Source organism: Aureibaculum koreense (genome assembly GCF_034296135.1).
GTDB lineage: Bacteria > Bacteroidota > Bacteroidia > Flavobacteriales > Flavobacteriaceae > Aureibaculum.
Window position 1 is genome coordinate 1 of record NZ_JAXKVV010000026.1, and the last position, 22,795, is coordinate 22,795.

27 protein-coding genes and 1 pseudogene are annotated in these 22,795 nt (G+C 33.0%); 14 read left to right on the top strand and 14 right to left on the bottom strand.

The window, feature by feature from the left end; genetic code table 11:
* Positions 1-81 precede the first annotated feature (81 nt).
* A complete protein-coding gene (locus UMM65_RS15500; protein WP_321977852.1) occupies positions 82-879 on the bottom strand; it encodes a hypothetical protein in 798 nt (265 codons plus the stop codon).
* Between the two features lie 190 nt (positions 880-1,069).
* On the opposite strand from UMM65_RS15500, the gene rpsF reads away from it, so the two are divergent.
* The 4 genes from rpsF to UMM65_RS15520 all read left to right on the top strand — a co-directional run bounded on the left by rpsF (position 1,070) and on the right by UMM65_RS15520 (position 2,800).
* On the top strand, positions 1,070-1,411 hold the full coding sequence (gene rpsF / locus UMM65_RS15505; protein ID WP_321977854.1) for a 30S ribosomal protein S6: 342 nt from the start codon (positions 1,070-1,072) through the stop codon (positions 1,409-1,411).
* A 3-nt stretch (positions 1,412-1,414) separates the two neighbouring features.
* Positions 1,415-1,714, top strand: coding sequence for a 30S ribosomal protein S18 (gene rpsR, locus UMM65_RS15510; RefSeq protein ID WP_321977855.1), 300 nt, complete (start codon positions 1,415-1,417; stop codon positions 1,712-1,714).
* A 17-nt stretch (positions 1,715-1,731) separates the two neighbouring features.
* Entirely contained in the window at positions 1,732-2,184 is a 453-nt protein-coding gene (rplI, locus tag UMM65_RS15515) for a 50S ribosomal protein L9 (RefSeq protein ID WP_321977857.1), read from the top strand.
* Between the two features lie 142 nt (positions 2,185-2,326).
* Entirely contained in the window at positions 2,327-2,800 is a 474-nt protein-coding gene (locus UMM65_RS15520) for a DUF6495 family protein (protein WP_321977859.1), read from the top strand.
* 86 nt (positions 2,801-2,886) lie between these two features.
* Here the strand turns inward: UMM65_RS15520 and UMM65_RS15525 are convergent, their stop codons facing one another.
* Together UMM65_RS15525 and UMM65_RS15530 are read right to left on the bottom strand one after the other, a co-directional pair.
* The gene (locus tag UMM65_RS15525; RefSeq protein WP_321977861.1) at positions 2,887-3,468 is read right to left on the bottom strand and encodes an adenylosuccinate lyase; all 582 of its coding nucleotides are present in this window, start codon (positions 3,466-3,468) and stop codon (positions 2,887-2,889) included.
* 113 nt (positions 3,469-3,581) lie between these two features.
* Positions 3,582-4,268 carry an SIR2 family NAD-dependent protein deacylase gene (locus UMM65_RS15530; protein WP_321977862.1) on the bottom strand — a complete coding sequence of 229 codons (687 nt, stop codon included), beginning with the start codon at positions 4,266-4,268 and terminating at the stop codon, positions 3,582-3,584.
* Between the two features lie 57 nt (positions 4,269-4,325).
* Here UMM65_RS15530 and UMM65_RS15535 point away from each other — a divergent pair, with 57 nt between their 5' ends.
* The gene (locus UMM65_RS15535; RefSeq protein ID WP_321977864.1) at positions 4,326-5,009 is read left to right on the top strand and encodes a TrmH family RNA methyltransferase; all 684 of its coding nucleotides are present in this window, start codon (positions 4,326-4,328) and stop codon (positions 5,007-5,009) included.
* A gap of 255 nt (positions 5,010-5,264) precedes the next feature.
* Here the strand turns inward: UMM65_RS15535 and UMM65_RS15540 are convergent, their stop codons facing one another.
* Positions 5,265-5,951 (bottom strand): Crp/Fnr family transcriptional regulator, encoded by a 687-nt coding sequence (locus UMM65_RS15540; RefSeq protein WP_321977865.1) that lies wholly within the window; start codon positions 5,949-5,951, stop codon positions 5,265-5,267.
* A 255-nt stretch (positions 5,952-6,206) separates the two neighbouring features.
* Here UMM65_RS15540 and UMM65_RS15545 point away from each other — a divergent pair, with 255 nt between their 5' ends.
* From UMM65_RS15545 to UMM65_RS15585, 9 genes and pseudogenes are all read left to right on the top strand, one after another.
* The gene (locus UMM65_RS15545) at positions 6,207-8,573 is read left to right on the top strand and encodes a heavy metal translocating P-type ATPase (protein WP_321977866.1); all 2,367 of its coding nucleotides are present in this window, start codon (positions 6,207-6,209) and stop codon (positions 8,571-8,573) included.
* 88 nt (positions 8,574-8,661) lie between these two features.
* Positions 8,662-8,850, top strand: a complete 189-nt coding sequence (gene ccoS / locus UMM65_RS15550) for a cbb3-type cytochrome oxidase assembly protein CcoS (protein WP_321977867.1) — start codon at positions 8,662-8,664, stop codon at positions 8,848-8,850.
* A gap of 6 nt (positions 8,851-8,856) precedes the next feature.
* Positions 8,857-11,007, top strand: a complete 2,151-nt coding sequence (gene ccoN / locus UMM65_RS15555) for a cytochrome-c oxidase, cbb3-type subunit I (RefSeq protein WP_321977869.1) — start codon at positions 8,857-8,859, stop codon at positions 11,005-11,007.
* A gap of 5 nt (positions 11,008-11,012) precedes the next feature.
* Positions 11,013-11,204: a CcoQ/FixQ family Cbb3-type cytochrome c oxidase assembly chaperone gene (locus tag UMM65_RS15560; protein WP_321977871.1), complete on the top strand. Its 192-nt coding sequence runs from the start codon at positions 11,013-11,015 to the stop codon at positions 11,202-11,204.
* Positions 11,197-11,838 carry a cbb3-type cytochrome c oxidase N-terminal domain-containing protein gene (locus tag UMM65_RS15565; protein ID WP_321977872.1) on the top strand — a complete coding sequence of 214 codons (642 nt, stop codon included), beginning with the start codon at positions 11,197-11,199 and terminating at the stop codon, positions 11,836-11,838. The genes UMM65_RS15560 and UMM65_RS15565 overlap by 8 nt, the downstream gene beginning before the upstream one ends.
* A 248-nt stretch (positions 11,839-12,086) precedes the next feature.
* Positions 12,087-13,502 (top strand): cytochrome c oxidase accessory protein CcoG, encoded by a 1,416-nt coding sequence (ccoG, locus tag UMM65_RS15570; RefSeq protein ID WP_321977873.1) that lies wholly within the window; start codon positions 12,087-12,089, stop codon positions 13,500-13,502.
* 5 nt (positions 13,503-13,507) lie between these two features.
* Positions 13,508-13,960 (top strand): FixH family protein, encoded by a 453-nt coding sequence (locus tag UMM65_RS15575; protein ID WP_321977875.1) that lies wholly within the window; start codon positions 13,508-13,510, stop codon positions 13,958-13,960.
* A gap of 157 nt (positions 13,961-14,117) precedes the next feature.
* Entirely contained in the window at positions 14,118-14,822 is a 705-nt protein-coding gene (locus UMM65_RS15580; protein WP_321977918.1) for a sulfite exporter TauE/SafE family protein, read from the top strand.
* Positions 14,823-14,843: 21 nt separating this feature from the next.
* Positions 14,844-14,978: pseudogene (locus tag UMM65_RS15585) on the top strand (IS110 family transposase); the annotation flags it as partial.
* A gap of 102 nt (positions 14,979-15,080) precedes the next feature.
* On the opposite strand, the gene UMM65_RS15590 reads toward UMM65_RS15585, so the two are convergent.
* From UMM65_RS15590 to UMM65_RS15635, 10 genes are all read right to left on the bottom strand, one after another.
* Positions 15,081-15,587 (bottom strand): phosphatase PAP2 family protein, encoded by a 507-nt coding sequence (locus UMM65_RS15590; protein WP_321977877.1) that lies wholly within the window; start codon positions 15,585-15,587, stop codon positions 15,081-15,083.
* A gap of 314 nt (positions 15,588-15,901) precedes the next feature.
* Positions 15,902-16,291: a VOC family protein gene (locus UMM65_RS15595; protein WP_321977879.1), complete on the bottom strand. Its 390-nt coding sequence runs from the start codon at positions 16,289-16,291 to the stop codon at positions 15,902-15,904.
* Between the two features lie 10 nt (positions 16,292-16,301).
* The gene (locus tag UMM65_RS15600; RefSeq protein WP_321977881.1) at positions 16,302-16,694 is read right to left on the bottom strand and encodes a hypothetical protein; all 393 of its coding nucleotides are present in this window, start codon (positions 16,692-16,694) and stop codon (positions 16,302-16,304) included.
* 215 nt (positions 16,695-16,909) lie between these two features.
* A complete protein-coding gene (locus tag UMM65_RS15605; RefSeq protein ID WP_321977882.1) occupies positions 16,910-17,641 on the bottom strand; it encodes a DUF6090 family protein in 732 nt (243 codons plus the stop codon).
* A 192-nt stretch (positions 17,642-17,833) separates the two neighbouring features.
* On the bottom strand, positions 17,834-18,856 hold the full coding sequence (locus UMM65_RS15610) for a hypothetical protein (RefSeq protein ID WP_321977884.1): 1,023 nt from the start codon (positions 18,854-18,856) through the stop codon (positions 17,834-17,836).
* Positions 18,857-19,095: 239 nt separating this feature from the next.
* On the bottom strand, positions 19,096-20,094 hold the full coding sequence (locus UMM65_RS15615; protein WP_321977885.1) for a restriction endonuclease: 999 nt from the start codon (positions 20,092-20,094) through the stop codon (positions 19,096-19,098).
* A gap of 222 nt (positions 20,095-20,316) precedes the next feature.
* A complete protein-coding gene (locus tag UMM65_RS15620) occupies positions 20,317-20,742 on the bottom strand; it encodes a hypothetical protein (RefSeq protein WP_321977886.1) in 426 nt (141 codons plus the stop codon).
* A gap of 3 nt (positions 20,743-20,745) precedes the next feature.
* The gene (locus UMM65_RS15625; RefSeq protein ID WP_321977887.1) at positions 20,746-21,228 is read right to left on the bottom strand and encodes a hypothetical protein; all 483 of its coding nucleotides are present in this window, start codon (positions 21,226-21,228) and stop codon (positions 20,746-20,748) included.
* A gap of 110 nt (positions 21,229-21,338) precedes the next feature.
* Positions 21,339-22,007 (bottom strand): hypothetical protein, encoded by a 669-nt coding sequence (locus UMM65_RS15630; protein ID WP_321977888.1) that lies wholly within the window; start codon positions 22,005-22,007, stop codon positions 21,339-21,341.
* Entirely contained in the window at positions 22,007-22,789 is a 783-nt protein-coding gene (locus UMM65_RS15635; protein ID WP_321977889.1) for an ABC transporter permease, read from the bottom strand. Before UMM65_RS15635 ends, UMM65_RS15630 begins: the two co-directional genes overlap by 1 nt.
* Between the last annotated feature and the right edge of the window lie 6 nt (positions 22,790-22,795).

Consider the following 22,795-nt stretch of genomic DNA (forward strand, 5'->3'; position numbering starts at 1 on the left):
TGCTTTGAGCATTCATAAGAGCCTTTAGTTCTGATTCACTCTCTTTAATGTGTAAGTCTATTTGTTTTGCCATAAGGCAATTTACAAATAATTGAGTAAATTAACAAGAGAAATGGTATAAGTGATTAATTGTGATTGAAAATTCCAACGTTTATAATCCAGTTGATAATGCAGGCCGAGTGCTGCATGGTGGCCAATTTCCTTAGTATCAATATTCCATATACCACCATATCGGACGGAGCTACCTATCTTATGTTTAGCTTTTGTACCAAACTTATAATTAAAACGAATGTTAAATTGATTTACTTCTCTGTTTTTACCCGAAAAATCATAAGAATATCGGTTGGGTGAAATAGGATTGTTATCTCCAAAAGTCAATGCTTCGGCATTTTTATAAAAGCCTACATCCACTTGAAATTTATCATCTTCATAATCATAACTTAAGCCCATATCATGGTCATCTTCAAAGCCCAAATAAAAAGGAAGTTGAAAAAACCAGCTGTGAGAATTGAATTGTTGTGGACCAAAATAGGAGGGAATCAATCCTAACTTTAAGTGACTTTTTTTGTTCAGATTGTATTGAAACCATCCATATTTTAAGAATGCACCACCAAAGGCTTCGGAATAAAATCGTTGGTCCAGATGGAGTTCCATTTTACCGTAAGTTACATCTGCGTTAATGCGGAATACTTCAAACCCAAAGTCGCCACCACGTTTTTGCTGATTGGGTTTCCAACTTGAGTTGTTATAGTTAAAATGAAGAGCTCCGCCCAAATCCACTTTTAATTTAGGTTTGTCGGGCTCTTGTGAATGAACTACCGTTGCGGTTATAAAAAACATAGCTAATGCTAATACATAAAAATGGTTTGTTTTTTTCAAAAAGTAATTATGGCTAGTTGGTTTGTGGCGAAAACAAATATACCAAAAAAAATTGGGGCTGAATTATGGCAGGAAATAGAAAGTTCTTTAAAGCCATTTTTATTTAAAACATTTTTTAATTATAAATCTTTAATTTCTAATCAAAAACCGTATATTTGCACGCTTAAAAATAAACACAAAACAATTAATTATGAATCATTACGAAACTGTTTTCATTTTGAATCCCGTTTTATCTGATGTTCAGGTAAAGGAAACAGTAAAGAAGTTTGACGACTACTTGGTTTCTAAAGGTGCCGAAATGATCCACAAAGAAGATTGGGGCTTAAAAAAATTAGCTTACCCAATCCAAAAGAAAAAGACCGGATTTTATCATTTATTTGAGTACAAAGTTGCAGGTGAGGTTATTAACCCTTTTGAATTAGAGCTTAGAAGAGACGATAGCATTATGCGTTATTTAACTGTTAAGTTAGATAAACATGCTGCTGAGTGGGCTGTAAAAAGAAAAGAACGTAATAAAGCAACTAAAAACTAAGTTATGTCATCAACAATAGAACAACAAGCAAAAGGCGGTAATAAAGCCGAAATCAGATATCTAACTCCGTTGGATATTGATACTAAACAGAAAGTAAAATACTGTCGTTTTAAGAAAAACGGTATTAAATATATAGATTATAAAGATGCAGATTTTTTATTGTATTTGGTAAATGAACAAGGTAAAATCTTACCACGTCGTTTAACAGGTACTTCATTAAAATACCAACGTAAAGTATCTCAAGCAATAAAAAGAGCACGTCATTTGGCATTACTGCCTTATGTAGCCGATATGTTAAAATAATCTAAATTAAGACTATTATGGAACTTATATTAAAACAAGACGTAGCTAATTTAGGATTTACAGATGATGTGGTAACTGTAAAGAATGGTTATGGTCGTAATTTTTTAATCCCACAAGGATATGCAATGCTGGCTACACCTTCTGCAAAGAAAGTATTGGCTGAGACATTAAAGCAAAGAGCTTATAAAGAAGCTAGTGTTATAAAAGAGGCTGAAGCTTCTGCTAAAAAGTTACAAGAATTGGAAATTAAAATACCTGCTAAAGTAGGTACCGGTGATAAACTTTTTGGTTCTGTAAGTAATGCTGATGTTGCCGATGCTATTAATAAAGCAGGAGTAGAAATCGATAGAAAATACATCAATGTACTTGGAGGCTTAGTAAAGAGATTAGGTACTTATAATGCTAAAATTCGATTACATAGAGAGGTGGTTGTAGATTTTCCTTTTGACGTAGTTGCTGAAGGTAAATAATACAAACTCAATTTATAGTAAAAACCGTTCAACCTAATTTGGTTTTGAACGGTTTTTTTTAGACCTCACCCGAAATTGCCCAAAAGCAATTTCGATCACTCCAAAGAAGAGGTAAAAAAACTACATAAACTAATTTTGGTAGATGAAATACAAACAATTAACAAAAGAACAGTTTGAAGCCTTACATAAAGAATTTGCACAATTTTTAGCAAGTCAGCAAATTGATGTAAAGGAATGGAATGCTATAAAGGCAGATAAACCTGAGGTTGCCGAACAGGAATTAAATCTGTTTAGCGATGTGGTTTGGGACGATGTTTTGAACAGAACCAATTATCTAGAACATTTCTCAGAAAAAAGCATCAATTTATTCAAGTGCGAAGAGAAGGAGATTTCTAGAATTGTAGTTCAAATAAATAAAACCGAATTTAGTTTTTTTAATGATGATGATTATAGATGGTTCATAGATAATACCAAAGATGGCTCAATAACCTTCTATAAGGGATCAAAAAAATATGAAAGTGATAGAAATTCCGAAATCTTTGATTTGATACAAAAAGGGAGTGTGATTGCAGATGGTAAATTGTACGAGGGGCTTTTTAAATTAATAGGAAAATAAAAATTTAGGTAGTATATAAAAAGGTTTATGAGTTTAGTTGCAGTGCTATTTTAACGATAAACTAATAAACTGCTCAACCCATAAACTTAAAGCTTCAGCTTTGTTTTTGTTTCTATCGCTTTAATTACCTTTCTACCTCTATTAACATACCCAATAGTTGCCGTAGGGATGTCTTTTTCGATATTTAACACCAGTTCAGGATGAATCCATTCGTATTTTGTACCCAGCAGATATAAAGTTTGCATGGTGTATGCTTTTACTGCGGTTTTTTGGTCGGTTATCATCCAATCAAATCCTGCTTCAATAATTTTTTCAAGGTGATGATCTTGCAAAACACTTGAATATCCAATATTATTTTTATTAAAATATCCTAATATCAATAATTCACAGATCTTTGCACAGGCTCTAATTACTGCAACTTGTTTTACTATTGGTAACAATTGGCAGAATTTGTCCAAATAGGGGATAATGATTCCCAATTTTGACTTACATGACAATTCCAATATTCGGGCTGAAAAATTCGAATTCTCATCTTCGACAGCTTCCATATTTGTTAAGAGAATCTCAACATATTTCGGGTTCATTAGGGTAGTAATAACAAGTTGATCGCGATGTTTTAATCGATCTTTATCATTTTCTAATATAGATATGAAGGTAGCTTGGTTCATTTTTTTAATAAATAGTTATTAGGTTACTGGGTTATTTAGTTATTGTTCCTTTAACCTTAATAACCTAGTAACTCAGTAACTCAACAACTTTAGAGTTCTTAAATCAGTTCAATTTATAAATAGTTCTCTACTAGTTTTTTAACGCCCACAGTAGCTTTTTCAGCAATAATAGTTAAATTATCAAAATCACTTTCATTAACAGCCGGATTTGGATCAATAAAATATATGGGGATTCCCGATTTCGCATAATTAATTAAACTTGCTGCTGGATAGACTTGCATAGAAGTGCCTATAATTATTAAATTATCAGCTGTCATAGTAATTTCAGCGGCCTGTTCTAGCATGGGTACCGCTTCGCCAAACCAGACGATATGTGGTCTTAATTGTGTTCCTTTTGGACACAAATTGCCCATAAAAATATCCTCGTTGCAATCATAAATCATGGCATCATTTTCTACGCTTCTTGCTTTTAATAATTCTCCATGTAGATGTATAACTTCTGAACTTCCTGCCCGCTCGTGTAGGTCATCTACATTTTGAGTTATAATGGTTACCTCATATTGTTGTTCTAAATCGGCTAAAGCCTTATGTGCTGCATTTGGTTTTACCTGTAACAATTGACGGCGACGTTGATTGTAAAAATCGAGCACCAATTCAGGATTTTTTCTAAACCCCTCGGGCGATGCCACCTCCATAACATCGTGTCCTTCCCACAATCCATCGGCATCCCTAAAAGTATTAATTCCGCTTTCGGCACTCATTCCTGCACCTGTTAATACTACGATTTTTTTCTTGCCCATAACAGATTCATCAAAATTTGCCTTAAATTTAGAATTTATTTATAAGAACAAAAAATAATGGTTGATAAACAATTGTTGTCCTATTTACAGGATTTGATTACCGACAACAGAAAAGCATTGTTTGAGAAAATATTAAAGGACAGAACCCGACATTTTACGGTAGTTTTAGAAGACATTTATCAAAAACATAATACAAGTGCTGTTGTACGTAGTTGCGATATTTTCGGAATTCAAGACATACATATCATTGAAAACAAATACAACAGTTATATTTCAAATCAAGTTGCAAAAGGAGCTCAAAAATGGATAGACTTTCATGAATACAATAAACAAGAAAACAATACGGAAAACTGCATAAACAAGTTGAGAAAAAATGGTTATCAAATTATTGCCACTACGCCACATAACGATCCGGATGGTTATCGGGACTGTTTATTACAGGATTTTGATATTTCTAAAAAATCGGCATTTGTTTTCGGAGTGGAAAAAGAAGGTGTCTCAGATTACATATTAGATGAAGCAGATGGTTATTTAAAAATACCTATGTACGGTTTTACAGAAAGTTTAAACATATCGGTTGCTGTGGCCATTATTTTACAATCATTATCGCAAAGATTAAGAACCTCTGAGATGGATTGGCAGTTATCGAATCAGGAAAAAGATGAAAAACGTTTGGATTGGACTAAAAAATCGATTAATCATGTGGAGGAGATAATTAAAAGATGGAAAATGAGTAGTTAGAGGGTAGTGGTTAGTTTCTGGTTTCATTTTCCAATTTAAAACAGTTAAAGATTCTTCGCTTCGCGTTGAATTTTGCTAAGGTTTTAGCTTTCTTATGCTACGCTCTGAATGACAAGACTATAAAATGACGGAATTTTATAGTTTTTTTTGGAATTTGAAATATGAATTTCACCAGTTGATACGAACTACAAATGTTATAGAAAATTTGTTTTATATTTTGAATTTGGTGTTTGAAATTTTCGACTACCGACTAAATCAAAACCCCTGCGATAACTTCAACAGCCCAACTTCATCTAAAACTTTAACCTTTTTGCCATCTAAAGCAATAAATCCTTTCTTTTTAAATTCCGATAATAATCTAATAGCAGATTCAGTTGCGGTACCAATAACACTAGAAATTTCTTCTCTAGTGAGGACAATATCCAAATAGCCATCTTTATCTTCGCCAAAGGTTTCTTTTAGGAAAATTAACGTATCAGCCAACCTCTCCTTAACGTTTTTTTGAGCCATATTGGAAAGTAATATATTTGCATCACGCAAGTCGTGACAAACGGTACGCATCATGTCTAAAGAGAATTTAGGATTTTCTTTAATGGCATCCAATATTTCTTTTTTGGGAATATAGCAGGCCTCCATATCCTTTAGTGCCGTAACAGTAAGAGTTACAGGCTCTTCACTTAATACAGAACGATAGCCCAGCATATCGCCACCTTTTATAAACCTAACTATTTGTTCTTTTCCGTTGGCGTTTAGCTTAGAAAGTTTGCAGATACCATGTTTAACACAATATACACCGTTTAGTGTATTGCCTTCCTCAAAAATAACATCACCTTTTTTAAAAGTTAAGATATCCTTTTCTTCTGACATTGTTTTTAGCTCGTCAGCAGATAAAGACCTGAGAGTGCTAAATTCACGGATAATACATTGTTGGCATTTGCTCATTTAAGCATCTTTAAGATAAAAACAAATATATCGAAATTTTATGACATTTATCATAGACTTACTTAAGTTTGCATAAGATATTTGTAAGTTGATAATCCTCACCCAGAACTGCTGAAAATAGCAGTTATTACCTCTCCGAGTGCCTCCGCTTCGCAACCGCTAAAGCTTTTAGCGAACGCGGTAAAGCTACGGTGACACGCGGAAGTAGGGATAAATAGGAAACCCGGCTCATAAGCCGGAGTATTATTAAATAAAATGACAAAAGAAAATTGTTTTCATTGTGATGCCGATTGTGGCTCTAAACCAGTAGTGTATGATGCTAAGAACTTTTGCTGCAACGGTTGTAAAACTGTATTTGAAATTTTTAATGAAAACGATTTAACCCCTTATTACGATCTAGAAAATGCTCCTGGTAAAATTCCCGAAGAAATTAATGGGAAATATAATTACTTGGATGATGAGCAAATTATCGAAAAATTATACGATTTTAAAGATGGGGATACAAGTGTTATTACTTTTTATATACCACATATACATTGCAGTTCTTGTATTTGGGTTTTAGAAAATCTCAATAAGCTCAGTTCATCGATTAGTACTTCACAGGTTAATTTTCCAAAAAAGGAAGTGAGAATTACTTTTAACAGCGACACAATTTCATTAAAACAAGTGGTCGAGTTGTTGAGTTCCATTGGTTATGAACCGTTGATTAGTCTTGAAGATGCTACCGTAAGCAAACGTAAAATTGACCGTTCCTTAATCTATAAATTGGGTGTTGCTGGTTTTGCATTTGGTAATATTATGTTATTGTCTTTTCCAGAGTATTTTCAATCGGATGAATATTGGTTAGAACGTTTTAAACCAATGTTCCGATTGATTATTTTTATCATGATTTTACCGGTAGTATTTTATTCCGTCAACGAATATTTTATTTCAGCCTATAAAGGGTTAAAACACAAAATATTAAATATAGATGTGCCTATTGTGCTAGGTATCGTTGTACTGTTTTTGAGAAGTTCTTACGAAATATTTTTTGATGTAGGTCAAGGTTATTTTGACAGTCTTTCGGGATTTGTTTTTTTTCTATTGCTCGGTAAAATATTTCAACAGCAAACCTATAGTTTTCTATCTTTTGAGCGTGATTATAAATCGTACTTCCCCGTAGCTGTTACAAAAATTTTCAAAGATAGATTAGAGAAAAACGTTGCTATTTACGATGTCAAAAAAGGAGACAGATTATTAATTAGAGATAAAGAACTGATCCCTGTAGATGGAATTTTAATCTCAGGGAATGCACAAATTGACTATAGTTTTGTAACTGGCGAATCTTTGCCAGTAACCAAAAATTCGGGCGATAAACTCTTTGCCGGGGGTAAACAAATTTCAGGGGCTATTGAAATGGAAATTCTGCAAACGGTATCTCAAAGTTATTTAACGCAACTGTGGAGTAATGATGTGTTTGGTAATACAAAAATAAGTGGTATAAAAAACCTTACGGATTCCATCAGTAAACGTTTTACCATTATTGTTTTGATTATTGCTTTTTTAGCTGGGTTGTATTGGTATTTTATCGATGTGAAAATGGTTGCCAATGTGGTTACGGCTGTATTAATTGTGGCCTGTCCTTGTGCTTTGGCATTATCCGCACCCTTTGCGTTGGGGAATATGCTACGCATTTTCGGACGACGAAAATTGTATCTTAAAAATGTAGATGTTATTGAAAATTTATCTAAAATAGATATCATTATTTTTGATAAAACCGGAACGATCACAAATAGCAAAGCTAAAATTTCTTATAGCGGAACGCCACTTGCAGTCGATGAAAATATTGCCCTGAAAAGTGTTTTACGGTTTTCTAACCACCCTTTAAGTAGAATGTTATATGACGAAATTAACGAAGATAGAATTCTAGAAGTTTCTAATTTTAACGAAGTATTAGGAAAAGGGTTAGAGGGTAAGGTAAACGGTTTTTTAATTAAAATAGGTTCGGCACAATTTGTAAATATTGAAACCGAGAATAAGTTGCAAACACAATCTTTTGTCAGCATAAACGGAGTCGTAAAAGGAAAATATATTTTTGAAAATTCATACAGAAATGGACTAGATGCTATTTTCAATGAATTAAAAGATAATTACGAATTGGGAATATTGTCCGGCGATAATGATGGTGAAAAAGAGCAATTAAAAACAATGCTGCCGAAAAATGCAATGTTGATTTTCAATAAAAAGCCTGTGGATAAATTAAACTATATCAAAGAGTTGCAAGATCGAGGTAAAAATGTATTAATGATAGGCGATGGATTAAACGACGCTGGTGCTTTGGTGCAAAGTAATGTTGGCTTAGTGGTTTCCGAAAATATAAATGTGTTCTCTCCTGCTTCTGATGGGATTGTTGATGCTACCGAATTTAAATCTTTGCCTAAGTTTTTAAAGTTATCCCAACAAACGTTAAAGGTTGTAAAAATTAGCTTTGTAATTTCAATACTTTATAATATTATTGGGATGCTCTTTGCCATTACAGGGAATTTATCGCCCATAGTGGCCGCCATTTTAATGCCCTTAAGTTCAATTACCATTGTAATATTTGTCACACTAGGCACAAATTTATTGGCAAAAAGGAGATAATTTTATAACTTTACTTTTTATTCAAAATATGATATTTATCATGTTTTAAGTTTTCAAATTTAGCTTTCTTTGTGCTTATTTTTTATCTATGGATATCATCTTTATAATGATTGGCGTAAGTATCGTAATTGCTGTAGTTTTCTTTATGCTTTTTATTAAATCCGTAAAGTCGGGTCAGTACGACGATATGTACACGCCATCCGTACGGATGCTTTTTGAAGATGAATTTGTAGATGAAACTCCAGAAACTAAAAAATCAATTAATCAAAATCAATAGTCAACAATGGAAAAAGAACAATTTTATTACGATAACAAAATTGTAAGAATGTTCCTTATTGCTACCGTAGTTTGGGGCATTGTGGGGATGACGGTCGGTCTTATGGTCGCATTTTTGTTTAACTTTCCTAATTATTTGGGAGACATCTCTTGGTTAAGTTTTGGTCGTCTAAGACCCTTGCACACTAATGCGGTTATTTTTGCATTTGTGGGCAATAGTTTTTTTATGGGGATGTATTATTCCCTTCAACGATTGCTAAAAGCCAGAATGTTTAGCGATACTTTAAGTAAAATACATTTTTGGGGCTGGCAATTGATTATTGTCGCTGCCGCAATTACTTTGCCATTGGGATTAACATCATCAAAGGAATATGCCGAGTTAGAGTGGCCAATTGATATTGCTATTACATTAATTTGGGTAGTTATGGGTATCAATATGATTGGTACTATTCTTAAAAGACGTCAACGTCATATTTATGTGGCTATCTGGTTTTATATCGCAACTTTTGTAACCATTGCCGTACTTCATATCTTTAATAATATTGAACTTCCAGTTTCTTCATTTAAAAGTTATTCTGTTTACGCGGGTGTACAAGATGCTTTAGTACAATGGTGGTACGGACATAACGCTGTGGCATTCTTTTTAACCACACCTATTTTGGGTCTAATGTATTATTTTGTACCTAAAGCCGCAAACAGACCCGTATATTCTTACAGACTTTCTATCATTCACTTTTGGTCGTTGATTTTTATTTATATCTGGGCAGGACCCCACCATTTATTATATACCGCTTTGCCGGAATGGGCTCAAAATTTAGGTACCGTATTTTCAGTAATGCTTATTTTCCCTTCGTGGGGTGGTATGATAAACGGATTGTTAACCTTACGCGGTGCTTGGGATAAAGTTAGGGAGAGTCCTGTGTTGAAGTTCTTTGTAGTGGCTATTACAGGTTATGGTATGGCAACTTTTGAAGGACCAATGTTGTCCTTTAAAAACTTAAATGCCATTGGGCATTACACAGATTGGATTGTGGCTCACGTACATATTGGTACCTTGGCATGGAACGGTTTTATGGCAGCAGGTATTATATATTGGTTGGCTACCAAATTATGGAAAACCGAATTGTATTCTAAAAAGTTGGCAAATGCCCATTTTTGGATTGGTACCTTGGGGATTTTATTTTATGCCATTCCATTATATGTCGCTGGGTTTACACAAGCTTCAATGTGGAAACAATTTAATGCCGATGGCACATTGGTTTACGGTAACTTTTTAGAGACCGTTACGCAAATTTTACCGATGTATGCCATGCGTGCGTTTGGAGGTACTTTATATTTAATTGGTTTTATTTTATTAGCCTATAATGTATATAAGACTGCAAAAGCAGGTTCTAAAGTCAAAGATGAATTGGCAGAAGCCGTACCATTAAAACAAATAACCGCAAGAAGAACCCAAGGTGAAGGATGGCATTCTTGGTTAGAAAGAAGAACGATACTATTTACGATTTTAACCACGGTTGCTATTGTAATTGGTGGGGCGGTAGAAATTGTTCCGTTATTAACGGTAGATTCCAATATTCCTAAAATAACAAGTGTAAAACCTTATACACCTTTGGAACTTGAGGGTAGGGATATTTATATCCGCGAAGGTTGTAATAACTGTCACTCTCAGATGATCAGACCCTTCCGTTCAGAAGTGGAACGTTATGGTGAGTATTCCAAAGCAGGGGAGTTTGTATATGATTTTCCTTTCCTTTGGGGATCTAAACGAACGGGTCCTGACGTACATAGAATTGGAAATAAGTATAATGACAATTGGCACTTCAACCATATGTTAGACCCTACATCAACATCACCAGGTTCAATTATGCCACGTTATCCTTGGTTATATACCGACAATTTGAATACTTCAAACACCCAGGGTAAAATGGAGGCTATGGTTAAATTAGGGGTGCCTTATACCCAATCTGAGGTCGATAAAGGGTTGTTTTTATTGAGGAATCAAGCTGAAGCCATTGAAAAGAATTTAAGACAGGATCCTGAATATGTAAAAAATTATGGAGATAGCAACATGCAAGAGAAAGAGATTATTGCCTTAATTGCCTATTTACAACGATTGGGAACGGATATTAAAAAAGGTGAAACCGCTCAAAATTAAGTAAGATGCTAAAATATATAAAACACCATTTAGACACTATGAACGATGTGGAAATATACCCCATCATATCATTAATATTGTTTTTTGCGGTATTTGTAACAATGTTGGTTCATGTTATGAGAATTCCAAAAAAGAGTATTGAAAATATAAGTAATTTGCCTTTAGAAGAGGACGAAAATATCAACAATCATGAGTAAGAACGAACAATCATTTTGGAGTAAACTATCGCAAAAGTTAACCAAAGCTAGGCCAATTGAAAATGAAGAGGACATTATGACCGATCATGATTATGATGGCATTAGGGAACTGGACAACGTATTGCCACCATGGTGGGTAGCAGGTTTTTACATTACCATTGCTGTTGGTATATTTTACTATATCATGGTTTTATTTACCGACAAGTACGATCAAGATGCAGAATACGAAAGAGCGGTAGCGGAAGCAAATACAGCTATTGAACAATATAAAAAAGATAACCCTGAATTGTATGATGCCGCCAATTTAAAAGCATTGACAGATGCCGCTAGTATTCAAAAAGGGAAAGAGCTATTTACCGCAAAGACATGTACGGCTTGTCATTTAGCGGATCTTGGTGGTAGTATCGGGCCTAATTTAACCGATGAATATTGGATTTTAGATGGTGATTTTCAAGGTATTATGAACACCATAGCCAAAGGCGGAAGACCAGGTAAAGGTATGATAGCTTGGGAGTCAACAATTAGTTTAGAAGAGCGACAACAATTGGCTAGTTATATTTTGTCTATGAAAGGCACAACACCAGCCGCTCCTAAAGCTCCCGAAGGTGAGGTATGGAAAGAAGACGGTAATTAAAAACTACTAACTCAAATAGTTTTTTTCAGACGTTTTGATTCGTCTTTAATACTTCTATTTATTCCTTAGGTTATGTAATAAATGTTTCGTTTGTGTTCGTTTATTAAAACTAACTTTGTAGTGTAGGTAGAAGTATTTTTTAGTGGAAACTCTGTTTTTTAATCTCGTTAAACGAGATTATAAAAAACAGCTAGTTGAACTAATCCCGCTATTTTAGCGGGATCTTATAATTTTTTGTATTGAATTTAATGGCAGAACAAGAGCAAGAAAATTTTAGGGACTCTATAGGCACTATTACCAAAGAGGGTAAACGCAACTTTATTTTTCCTAAAAAACCTTCGGGTAAATACACCAATTACAGAACGTATGTAAGTTGGTTTTTGTTAGCCGTGCTTGTTATTTCCCCATTTATCAAAATAAACGGAAACCAGTTTTTGCTGTTCAATATAATGGAAGGGAAGTACAATATATTTGGACAACCTTTTTGGCCACAAGACTTTTATTTATTAGTGTTATCAATGCTTGTTGGCATCGTTTTTATTATTTTGTTTACGGTAATTTTTGGTAGAATATTTTGTGGTTGGGTCTGTCCGCAAACCATCTTTATGGAAATGGTTTTCCGTAAAGTGGAATATTGGATAGAAGGCGACCGAGGTAAGCAAATCAGACTGAACAAACAACCATGGAATGCCGAAAAAATACGTAAAAAGGCTATAAAATGGGCAATATTTTTCTTGATTTCTTTTCTAATTGCCAATGTATTTTTAGCCTATTTTATTGGTAGCGATGTACTTTTAGGATATATAACCGGCAATCCATTGGACCATATTGGTACGCTGGTAAAATTATTGGTCTTTACCTTGGTTTTCTTTTTTGTCTTTGCTTGGTTTAGAGAGCAGGTGTGTATTATTGTTTGCCCTTACGGAAGGTTGCAAGGGGTGCTATTAGATAGAAAATCAATTGTGGTAGCTTATGACCATAAAAGAGGAGAAAACGAAAATGGAAGAAAAAAATTCAGAAAAGATGAAGATAGGGAAGAATTGGGTCATGGTGATTGTATAGATTGCAATCAATGTGTGGTGGTTTGTCCGACAGGTATTGATATCAGGAACGGAACACAGTTGGAATGTGTAAATTGTACTGCGTGCATTGATGCCTGTGATGAAATTATGGATAAAGTCGGTTTTGAACCAGGATTAATTCGTTATGCTTCTGAGGATAATATTACCAAAGGAGAAAAGTTTAAGTTTAATGCCAGAATTAAAGCGTATTCAGCAGTTTTAACTATCTTGGTAGGGGTATTGGTTACCTTGTTGTTTTTAAGGTCGGATATTGAGGCAACCATATTAAGGCTACCGGGACAAACTTTTACCACAACCGAGACATCGGTTAGTAATGTTTATACATTTAAATTGATAAATAAAACGGTTAAAGACCTCGATAATGTTGAAATCAAATTGATTTCCCATGCCGGCGATATTAGGATTGTAGGTGGCACAAGCCATGTGCCAAAAGGTGATTTAACGGAAGGTACGCTATTTATTGATATTGATAAAAAAGATTTGGAATCGTCAAAGGAAAAATTAAAAATTGGAATTTATTCCAACGGCGAGTTGGTGGAAAAAACATCCACTAATTTTACTGGTCCGATGAAAATAAATTAAAAATTATGAAAATAAAAATAAATTGGGGATGGACAATGGTTATTGTAATGGGTCTATTTATGATATTTATATTGCAATTTGTTTATAGAAGCATTGCAGTTGATACATTACAGCATCATTTAGTGTCAGAAGATTACTATAAAGATGAACTCTATTATCAACAAGAAATAGATAAGTTGAACAATGCCAGTAAGCTTACAAAAAATGTGACAGTAAAAAGGGTAGATAATGGAATGCAAGTAACTTTTCCTAATATAATGGAGCAAGATAAAATTAAAGGAACAATCTATTTTCAACGACCCTCTGATAAAAGAATTGACTTTAAACAAGAAATAGCTCTCACAAATAATGAAATGATTATCAAAAATGAAAGACTAATCAATGGCAGGTGGAATATTAAAATTGATTGGAAGTACGGTGATGAAGAGTATTTGTTTAAAAAGAACATATTCTATTAATATTTATAGATTATAACTGTCATTCCGAGGTACGAGGAATCTCATGAACTGAACCTTGTCATTTGAACAGATTCCTCGTACCTCGGAATGACCCAAACCAAAAAAATCTTTAATCCGAAACCAAAATCTAATGTCTAACATCTAAAATCTCAAGTCTATTCTCTATACTGCTTTCATATTAGGATTATTAGGTAGCTTTCACTGTATTGGCATGTGCGGACCTATTGCTTTTGCTTTGCCTGTTGACAGGAAGAGCAAACCTAAAATGGCATTTCAAACCTTGTTATATCATTTTGGTAGGTTGTTAACCTATTCATTTATAGGGTTGATTTTCGGTTTGGTAGGCAGAGGTTTGTATTTAGCAGGTTTTCAGCAACGATTATCCATTCTTATTGGCGTGTTGATGATTGTTATGGTGCTGATTCCTGTACATATTTTTAATAGATATAATTTTTCAAAACCTATTTATAAAGGGATATCTTACGTAAAATCTAAATTAGGGTACTATTTAAAAAAACGAACCAATAGCACATTTTTCTCCATCGGTTTTTTTAACGGTTTCTTGCCCTGCGGATTGGTTTATATGGCATTGGTCGGTTCCATTGCCGCTTCAGGTGCATTAGAAGGAGCAATCTATATGTTTCTTTTCGGATTAGGCACTGTGCCTATGATGAGTGCCGCTGTGTTAGGAGGAAATTTTTTAAAAGGAGCACTTAGAACTAAAATCCAAAAAGTAATTCCCGTTTTTGTGGTAATTATTGGTCTGTTATTTATTTTACGAGGTTTAGGTTTGGGAATTCCCTATGTTTCACCTTCTGATGCTAAGTTGCAAGTAACAAACAATGTTGAGGTTTGTGAGTGATTTTTTTTAGTGGTCGGAGTAATTTCTGCCAAAGGGAAGATAAAAAAACTGGCATTGATTACAGTATGTAACAAACTATTAAAACAAGCCTTTGCTGTTGCAAAAAGTGGATTAATATATGATGATTCTTACAAAAGTACTTTAGTGAAAAATTAATCGATTTTTACTTGTTTTTTACCACAGTACTTTGTTACCAACTGGCTTTTTTCTTTATCAAAATATTTTCTTACTTGAATTTATGATTGAATATTCGCATCATTAGAATTGATATTTAAAACCAATTATGTAATTACCATTATCAGCATTAAACCCAATTTGTATTTGATTTTTTTCATATGGTTTTGTAAAGATGTAAGTGGTTCCAATTCCTACAGCAGCACCTGCCAAAACATCCCAAATGTCATGCCAACCATCTGGACCTTCCATGCGACTAACCCCAACTAAAGCCGCAAGAACATGAGCCCATTTACCATATTTCCAGCCATAACGACGTTGTATAAAAGAAGCACCTGAAAAAGCTGAAGTTGTATGACCAGAAGGAAAGGCATCATAAAGATTTCGACCTTCAGGTCTTTCTTTTCGTATTATTTTTTTTAGAGAGTGTGTAATAATAAAACCTGTTCCGTAAGATAAAGCAAATTGTTTTGTCCCCTGCCAATCTTTTTTAATTATTGTAGTTATTCCTGCTGCAAATGGTAATGCAATTTGTAATACATCTCCTGTGTCTTCTAAAACAAATTCCCATTTTTCATGGCCTGATTCCATAGTTTGAGAAATAGAAGATTGAAAAACAATGATAATGGTGAGTAGACTGTAAAGCAAATTGGTTTTCATACTAACTAAATTAGTTATATAGATATAAACTTAAATTCTAGTGATTTATTATTGGAATAATTTTTACTTATTTCAATTTAGTTTTTCCTCATTCAATTTCAGCTTGTTAGTAACGGTTAGTATATGAAAAGTTGGCGATTACGAAGCACTTCACTTTCAGGATGCAGTGAAGTTTGAAACGAGCTGCAATTCTTGAATTTACTACTATCTCGCCTATTTTTTATGTACATTGTTATGGGCTGGCTTTATGCTTCATATTCGTGATATTCAGCGATTGTTATGTAATATCCGTCAAGGTCTCGAAACGAAAATTCCTTTCTTCGTGAGTTAGGGCTTAGTTCTATTTCTTGCTCAACTTCGTTATTTATTGTTCGCAGGTTTTCCCTTATCTGTTCTATATTGTCGGTTCGGAAGTAGAGAATCATTCCGTTTCCACCTTGCATATTTGAAGATTGCATTGTCGGGTGGTCGTGTTCTCCCCATTTGTGAAGACAAAGAAGAACATCACCATTTTTATCTGCTAAAATGTCAAATTCATTTCCACCGTGTATACTTCTCAAACGAAAAACAGATTGATACCATTTTGAACTTTTTACCACATCTTTTACTGCTATTATTGGGTCGATTTTTATCATTTTTAGTTGTTTAAATTACTTTTTTGCCTACTTTTAGTTCAAGTATTGCAAGACTTGCGACAATCAACACTTCGATTAAAATATATGTCCACCCTAAATTTGTAATTGTTCGGTAATGATTGAATGCAAATCCAATCGATATGCAACAATAAAATAAGTTCATTACTCCGATTCCTTTAAGGAACTGGCCTTGCACATCATTGCCTTTTAGGTAACAGTAGAAATCATAAAGAGCAAAAATTATTGGAAATGAAGCCAGAAAATATAATGTTGAAGTAGGAAATCCAAAATATATTTTCCACTTAACCAAAACTACACCTAACAAAAAAGCTGATAGAATTGCTCCAAGTCCATCTATCAAAAAGAGTTTTTTCGGATTAGCTATTAACTTTCCAATTTTCATTTTTAAATTCTATTTATAGTATTCTGATTTCTTGCTTGCCCATAACGTGTTTGTATATATGGTTAGTTGCGTGGTTAAGCAACTAATTTAGTAAACAAAAACTTGCCAGAGAAAATTTCGAAGGAATTTTCCAAATAAGCATTTACCAAAGCAATAAATTATATATGGTGTTGTGCTTTCGTTATTTAATTTGTTTTCAAATACCCAAATATGTTTTATTCCAAATTATATTCTGTTTTAATCCTATCAATCAAGACTTCTCCATCAGCTTTAAATTCCATTAGTGAATTCTTGTAGATTTCATATGACAATGAGAAAATGTGAAAGTAATTTTTATATGTGACATCTTCAAAAATCATATTGACATATTTTGTTCGATTATTTTTTACTAAATAATCAACTAAAACTCCTTCTTCTACAATATGATTAGTTAATCTTTCTAAATTATCACCAACAAATTCCGCATCTACTTCAAGTTCAAACAGTTTTTCAGAATATAACATTGATAGGGCTTCAGTGAGCTCCGTATTTAGTTCATAATCAAGCTCAATTTTTGATTCAAGTAACCGTATTCCCGTCTCATTTATTTGTATGTCTGGGGATCCTAATGTAAAGTGGTATTTACGGAAATAATCGTTACTTGATAAAAGAGAATCGCGTTCAACGTCACCATTAAGAATATTTTGCATTAATGGATATATAATATCCATATTTTTAATATCACTCTGAATTTCTAAAGCTGTATTATTAAAATCCTGTACAATTCGAATATAAATATTACGAATTTGTTTCTTCTCTATCTGTTTCTGATTCCAATTATTAATAGAAAGAGCGATAAGAATACCAATAACAACAAGTACAATTTCTCCAATAGCATATTTAAAATACTTTCCAGTTTTTCCTTCTAAAAGTAAGTTCTGTCTAATTTTTCTAAAGAATTTTATCATTGGTTAGCGGTTTCTGATAATGAAGCACAACGTCTTCGTGTATGGTTAGTTGCGTGGATTAAGCACTAAAGTTAGTAAATAAAAACCGAACCAGCCTGCCGGCAGGTAGGTAGAAAATCCGCGAGTCCCGATAGCTATCGGGATTCGTAAGTAGGCGAGAACCTGTCTGCCGACAGGCAGGCAAGCAATTACTTATAGCAATTGTTGTAAGACGTTATTTATTCGATTCTTAAATTCAATTTTATTGTCAACGTGTAATGCTAAATTTTTATATGTTCGTTTAATTCCATATAGTCCAATTAATGTGTTTTCTTTCTTTAATCTGATAACAACATTATGGCTTTCCAATTCTCCCAAAAATGATAGTTTCCGAGTTTCTGTGTTCAACTCTATATCTTTTGATGAAATTTCAATGCTGTCAATGTTTACTAAATCAATAGTAGTTTCTTTCATAATACCATATCGAAGGAACAGTTTGTCGTTTTCAATTGATATTGGTCTTTTAAACATTGACTTTACAAATCCGAAAATTTGAATACCAGAATAAATACTCAAAAAAGTCAAAATCCAAGCAACAGTAGTATTCCATTTCGCTAATAAGATATGAAGTGGAATAGTTTCTATTGCTACTATAAATATAATTGCAATTAATAGAGCAACTGTTCCGCTGTCTTTGTGATAAGTAAATTCATTGTCTTTCAATTTTCTTTTTTTCCAATGAACAAATCCGTAGTAGAAAACTGCAATTTCGGTTACAACAGGAATAACTGCTCCTTTTGGAAGTATTTCATAGCAAGTACTTTTTAAAGTTGTGAAAAAATCAAACGATTCTGTTTTGTTTAGTTTATATCGTTTTATTCCTTTCCGAACGTTGAATATAACAAACAATACAATTGATAGTTCTACGATTGGAAGTACCCAAGTCTTAAAAAGATTTAGATAATATTGATTTTTAGTTGGAAGTATCAGCGAACAAATAATAATACCAACAATTAAAAATGGTATTACTGTTGTTTTTGGGATACTTGTTTTTCTAATTAATAGAAAATATACGAGTGGTACGGTTAACAATAAATCAAATGTAATTCCAATAGATAAAGCAGTAGGATTTGTGCTAAATATATTTGATTTCGTAATGAACACCATTAATCCGATTATTAATAATGGTATTCCGAAAATCATTAGGTTTTTTTGAAGATTAATGGCTTTGTTCATAGGTTTGTTTTAATTAATTCCAATGGTCTTGTATAAAGCTAGTGGCGGTTTTTGGCTCGTTTTTGCTCAACAAAATTTGTGGACACAAATGTTGGCAGCAGTTTGTCTGCGTGCGACTCGGAAGCAAAAACGTTCCCCATTACTAGTGTATTCGGTTTATCTAAGATAGTCTTTTTTGTGAGAAATTTAATCGCTTTAACCAACTTAGCCATTGGCTTTATACGTTGTTGCCACACGTTTTATATTGGCCAATAGATTTTCTTCAATGGCATTAATGCTCTCGTTTCTGGGTCAAATTGGTCGTAATGTTGTATAATCAAATTCACAAGTCGGTCGTTATCAATCAGTGTTAATGGAACATTCGCCCTTTCAGCTTCATATTTAGCTTCTTTGGTAAATCCACCAGATGAAACATAAAGCCCTTTATCATTTGGTCTTAGACCTCCTATAAAATTTCTAACGTCGGATGAACCCATTGAGCCGGTTCTATGTTTTACTTCTACTTTAATTTTTGGATTTTCAAGACCAAGACCATCAGGTGAAGCCATAATATCTTTTCCTCTATCTGCTCCGCGAGGACTGACAGTAGTTTTATATCCCATTCCTCTTAATATTCCAGCAACTAATTCTTGCATTTCCTCCCAATCAAGTTGTTGTAGTTTGTCTTTAATAAACTCGTGAGCCTTTTCTTCTATTTCCTCTTTAATTGTATCAAGAGTTTCATCCTCATCATCTTTAGTCTGAATTTCAGAAGTTTTTGCAGATTTTACTTTATTGCCTAAAATTTCATCTTTAGCACTATTTGCAATATTGAATATCGTTAGTGTTGAGCCTAGTGTATTTTTGGTTTTTGTTGATAAGCTATCTCTGTTTATTTCTTTTATCCACTTGACTTCTCTAAAATGAAAAAATTCCATTTTCGTCTCTGAATATTTGTAATCAGAGGTTATTTCTCCCAAATGATAAATTCGCTTAGTTGGGTTATAGGTAATAACATTTTGACCCTTATCAAATTCGACACGAAATCTATAAATCTGTCCAGCAAAATTATTAATTTGGCTCGGTTTAGAATTTGGATATGACTTTCTTAATTTATCCTTTATTTGATTTAATTCGTTCGTTTTAGATAATTTTCCGATTGCATTCCAACCGATTGCAATTATACTCTTTTCTAAAAAATCATCAATTAAATAAGCAGATTCTCCTGCTCTGACCATCCATAGTTTTTTGTTTTTCATCGGTTATTTTTAAATGTGTGGCAACGGTTTGTGTATGAAACGTAGCGTGTAAAAAGACGCTAACTTTTCGGATAAACACAGAGCCGAATTTTTATGTTTTGTTTTTACTTTTTCTATTTTAAAAGCCAAATTTAAAAATTTGGCGGTCTTCGCAAACAAGTACAAACCGTTGAATTTAGCACTTTTTAGCTATGTTTTATACACCGTGTTGTGTGCAGTTTTTTATTCATAATTCAGTTCCTTTCTATATTCAGTTTTGGTTTTTAGCTTGATGTTTTCGTCCTCTCTAATTTTGTCAAATTCCGCTGATTTTATTTCCGAAACATTTGATAATTCCATGATTGAGTTATCCTTATAACCCAACTCTTTTGATTCCGATTTTTTGTCAATCCGCCAATACTTTATCTCGTCTCCGCTTTTTGAAGTCGCAAGAATATAGTTTTTGTTAAATCCGATACTTTCAATATCTTTTATAATGCTAATACTCGATTTATAAGGTTCATTTGGATTTACTGGAATAACAACACTATTAAAAGCTGGTTCAACCATATAGTAAAAGTCAGAGCCTAAATTTATATCTCCATACCAATTCAATTGGCAAGAACCCAAAGAAGCTAAGAGTGTTAAAAAAAGAAAAGTTTTTTTCAAATTTTAATAAGTTATAACCTTAATTGCTAGATAAATAAATAGTCCAAACGTTACAATAATAGCAAACAAGGATTTTAAATTCTGTCGGCTAATCATTTTTCCATATTTCGCGACATCTTTGTCAAAGCTCCAATTCATTCGTTGTGATGCGTGTCGATATATTTCCATTTGTTGCTGTTCCAGATAAATTAAATAGCACAAAACAAAAATCGGAAGAAGTACTAACCAAAGACTTACAATTGGATTGTCAGTTGGGAATTTTCCAAGTCCGAAAAATGAAGCAACTAAAATTCCATTAACAGTAAATAATTTATCGTGAATTCTGTCGAAAGTAGATTGGATTTTTTTACTTGCTTCTTCTCCTTCTCTTTCTGCTTTTTCAATTAATTTATCTCCTTCAGAACTGAATTCATTGGTAGAAATTCTCGCTTCGTTCTTGGCAAGCAGTTCTAATATTTTCTCTAAAATTTTATTCGTTTGTTCCATTTTTCAAATTGCACACAACAATTGTATAAACGTATTGTGTTTATATACTTAAATAGGTATGCTAAACGTAATACGTTTATATCGGTTATGGTTATAAAGGTAATTAATTTCTAATAAATGTATTCAATCGTATCCAACTCAATATTATTAATATTTTGCAACCGAGCTTTCAACTCCATATAATTCTGATAGTTAATGGTTGTATCAAAATTCAAATGCACGTTTAGTTTCTTTTTTGACGATTCTTTGTTTAGGTAATTGTTTAATTTTCGTAAAGGTATCAAAGAATCATTAACTGTCAATTTATCTTTTTTGTACGTTAAAAATAAGTGCTTGTTTAAGCTGTCATTTAAAAATTTATCTTTATTCAACAATTTATTTTTTTCAAAATAAATCACATCGAATTTTACCATAGATAGTAAATTTGACCCAGAATCTACATAACTAAAATAATTTAAGTCATCTTCACCTTTAGGGTGCATTGTAGGTTTTTCTCGTTTCTCTATTAATTTTTGTAAATGAGGAATTACCAACCGCATGGGCAGGTTTTTATCAATATTATAAATCCAACTTGTGGTGGCAATACTGTTTTTGCGGTTTAAAGTGGCAATGGTGTCACCGTCTTTAACTTCTAAGAAGATCCATATTTGAGAATTGTCATAAATAGTATCTTGGATTCCCGTAACATCTAACACGGGAATTTGAACTGTTTTTTTAGTGCAGTTTATTGTAGAAATAAGTAGTGCAGTAATAATAATAAAAATTCTAAAAAACTTCATTAAAAATCCTTTCTTTTTGATTTGAAAATTATCCTTAAAACGGGAAAAACAACCCATAGCGAAAGTACAAAAAAGGAAATAACCATGCCTATGCTGGTACCGAAGAATTTTTGGAAAACGGCTCCGGTATAACCAAGAAGGGCAGAAATATCTAGTTTTAAAAGGATTAAAATTCGAGATAAATCTATCGGATTAAACATAGTTGCTACCAATGAGAATTTATCTAATGGATATTCTTGTAGCATTACTAACGAAATCAGAAATAAGCCGTCATAAATTACCGCTAAGAAAAGCCAAACAAGAATAGCATAACCAAAGCCCTTGATTTTATTTTCGTTAGAAAGGGCAATATTAAAAGCCAATGCCACAAAGATAAAGGTCAAAAATGCTCCTACAAGTAGGAGGGAAGCAAAATTAAAAATAGCATTAGATTGCAAGAGACCATACGCCAAAAAAGGAATGCCAAGACCAATGACCAAACTTAAAGACAATGAGATAGCAACACCCAAATATTGACCAATAAAAATAGTAGATCTTTTTAAAGGTTGTGCCAAGAGCAATTCCGTAAATTCTCGTGAATTATAATAATACATTACACCGAAAATTGTACCGATTAAAGGCGTTAACACTACAATAACATTCATTAAGGTAATTACAGCTTTTGACACGTCATTGTTTAAAAATAGCAATACAAAACCTAGAGCTAAATAAAATAAAAAATATACATAGCTCCAGCTGCTACGCATTAAATCGTAAAAACTATATTTTAATATTTTAAACATTTTTTA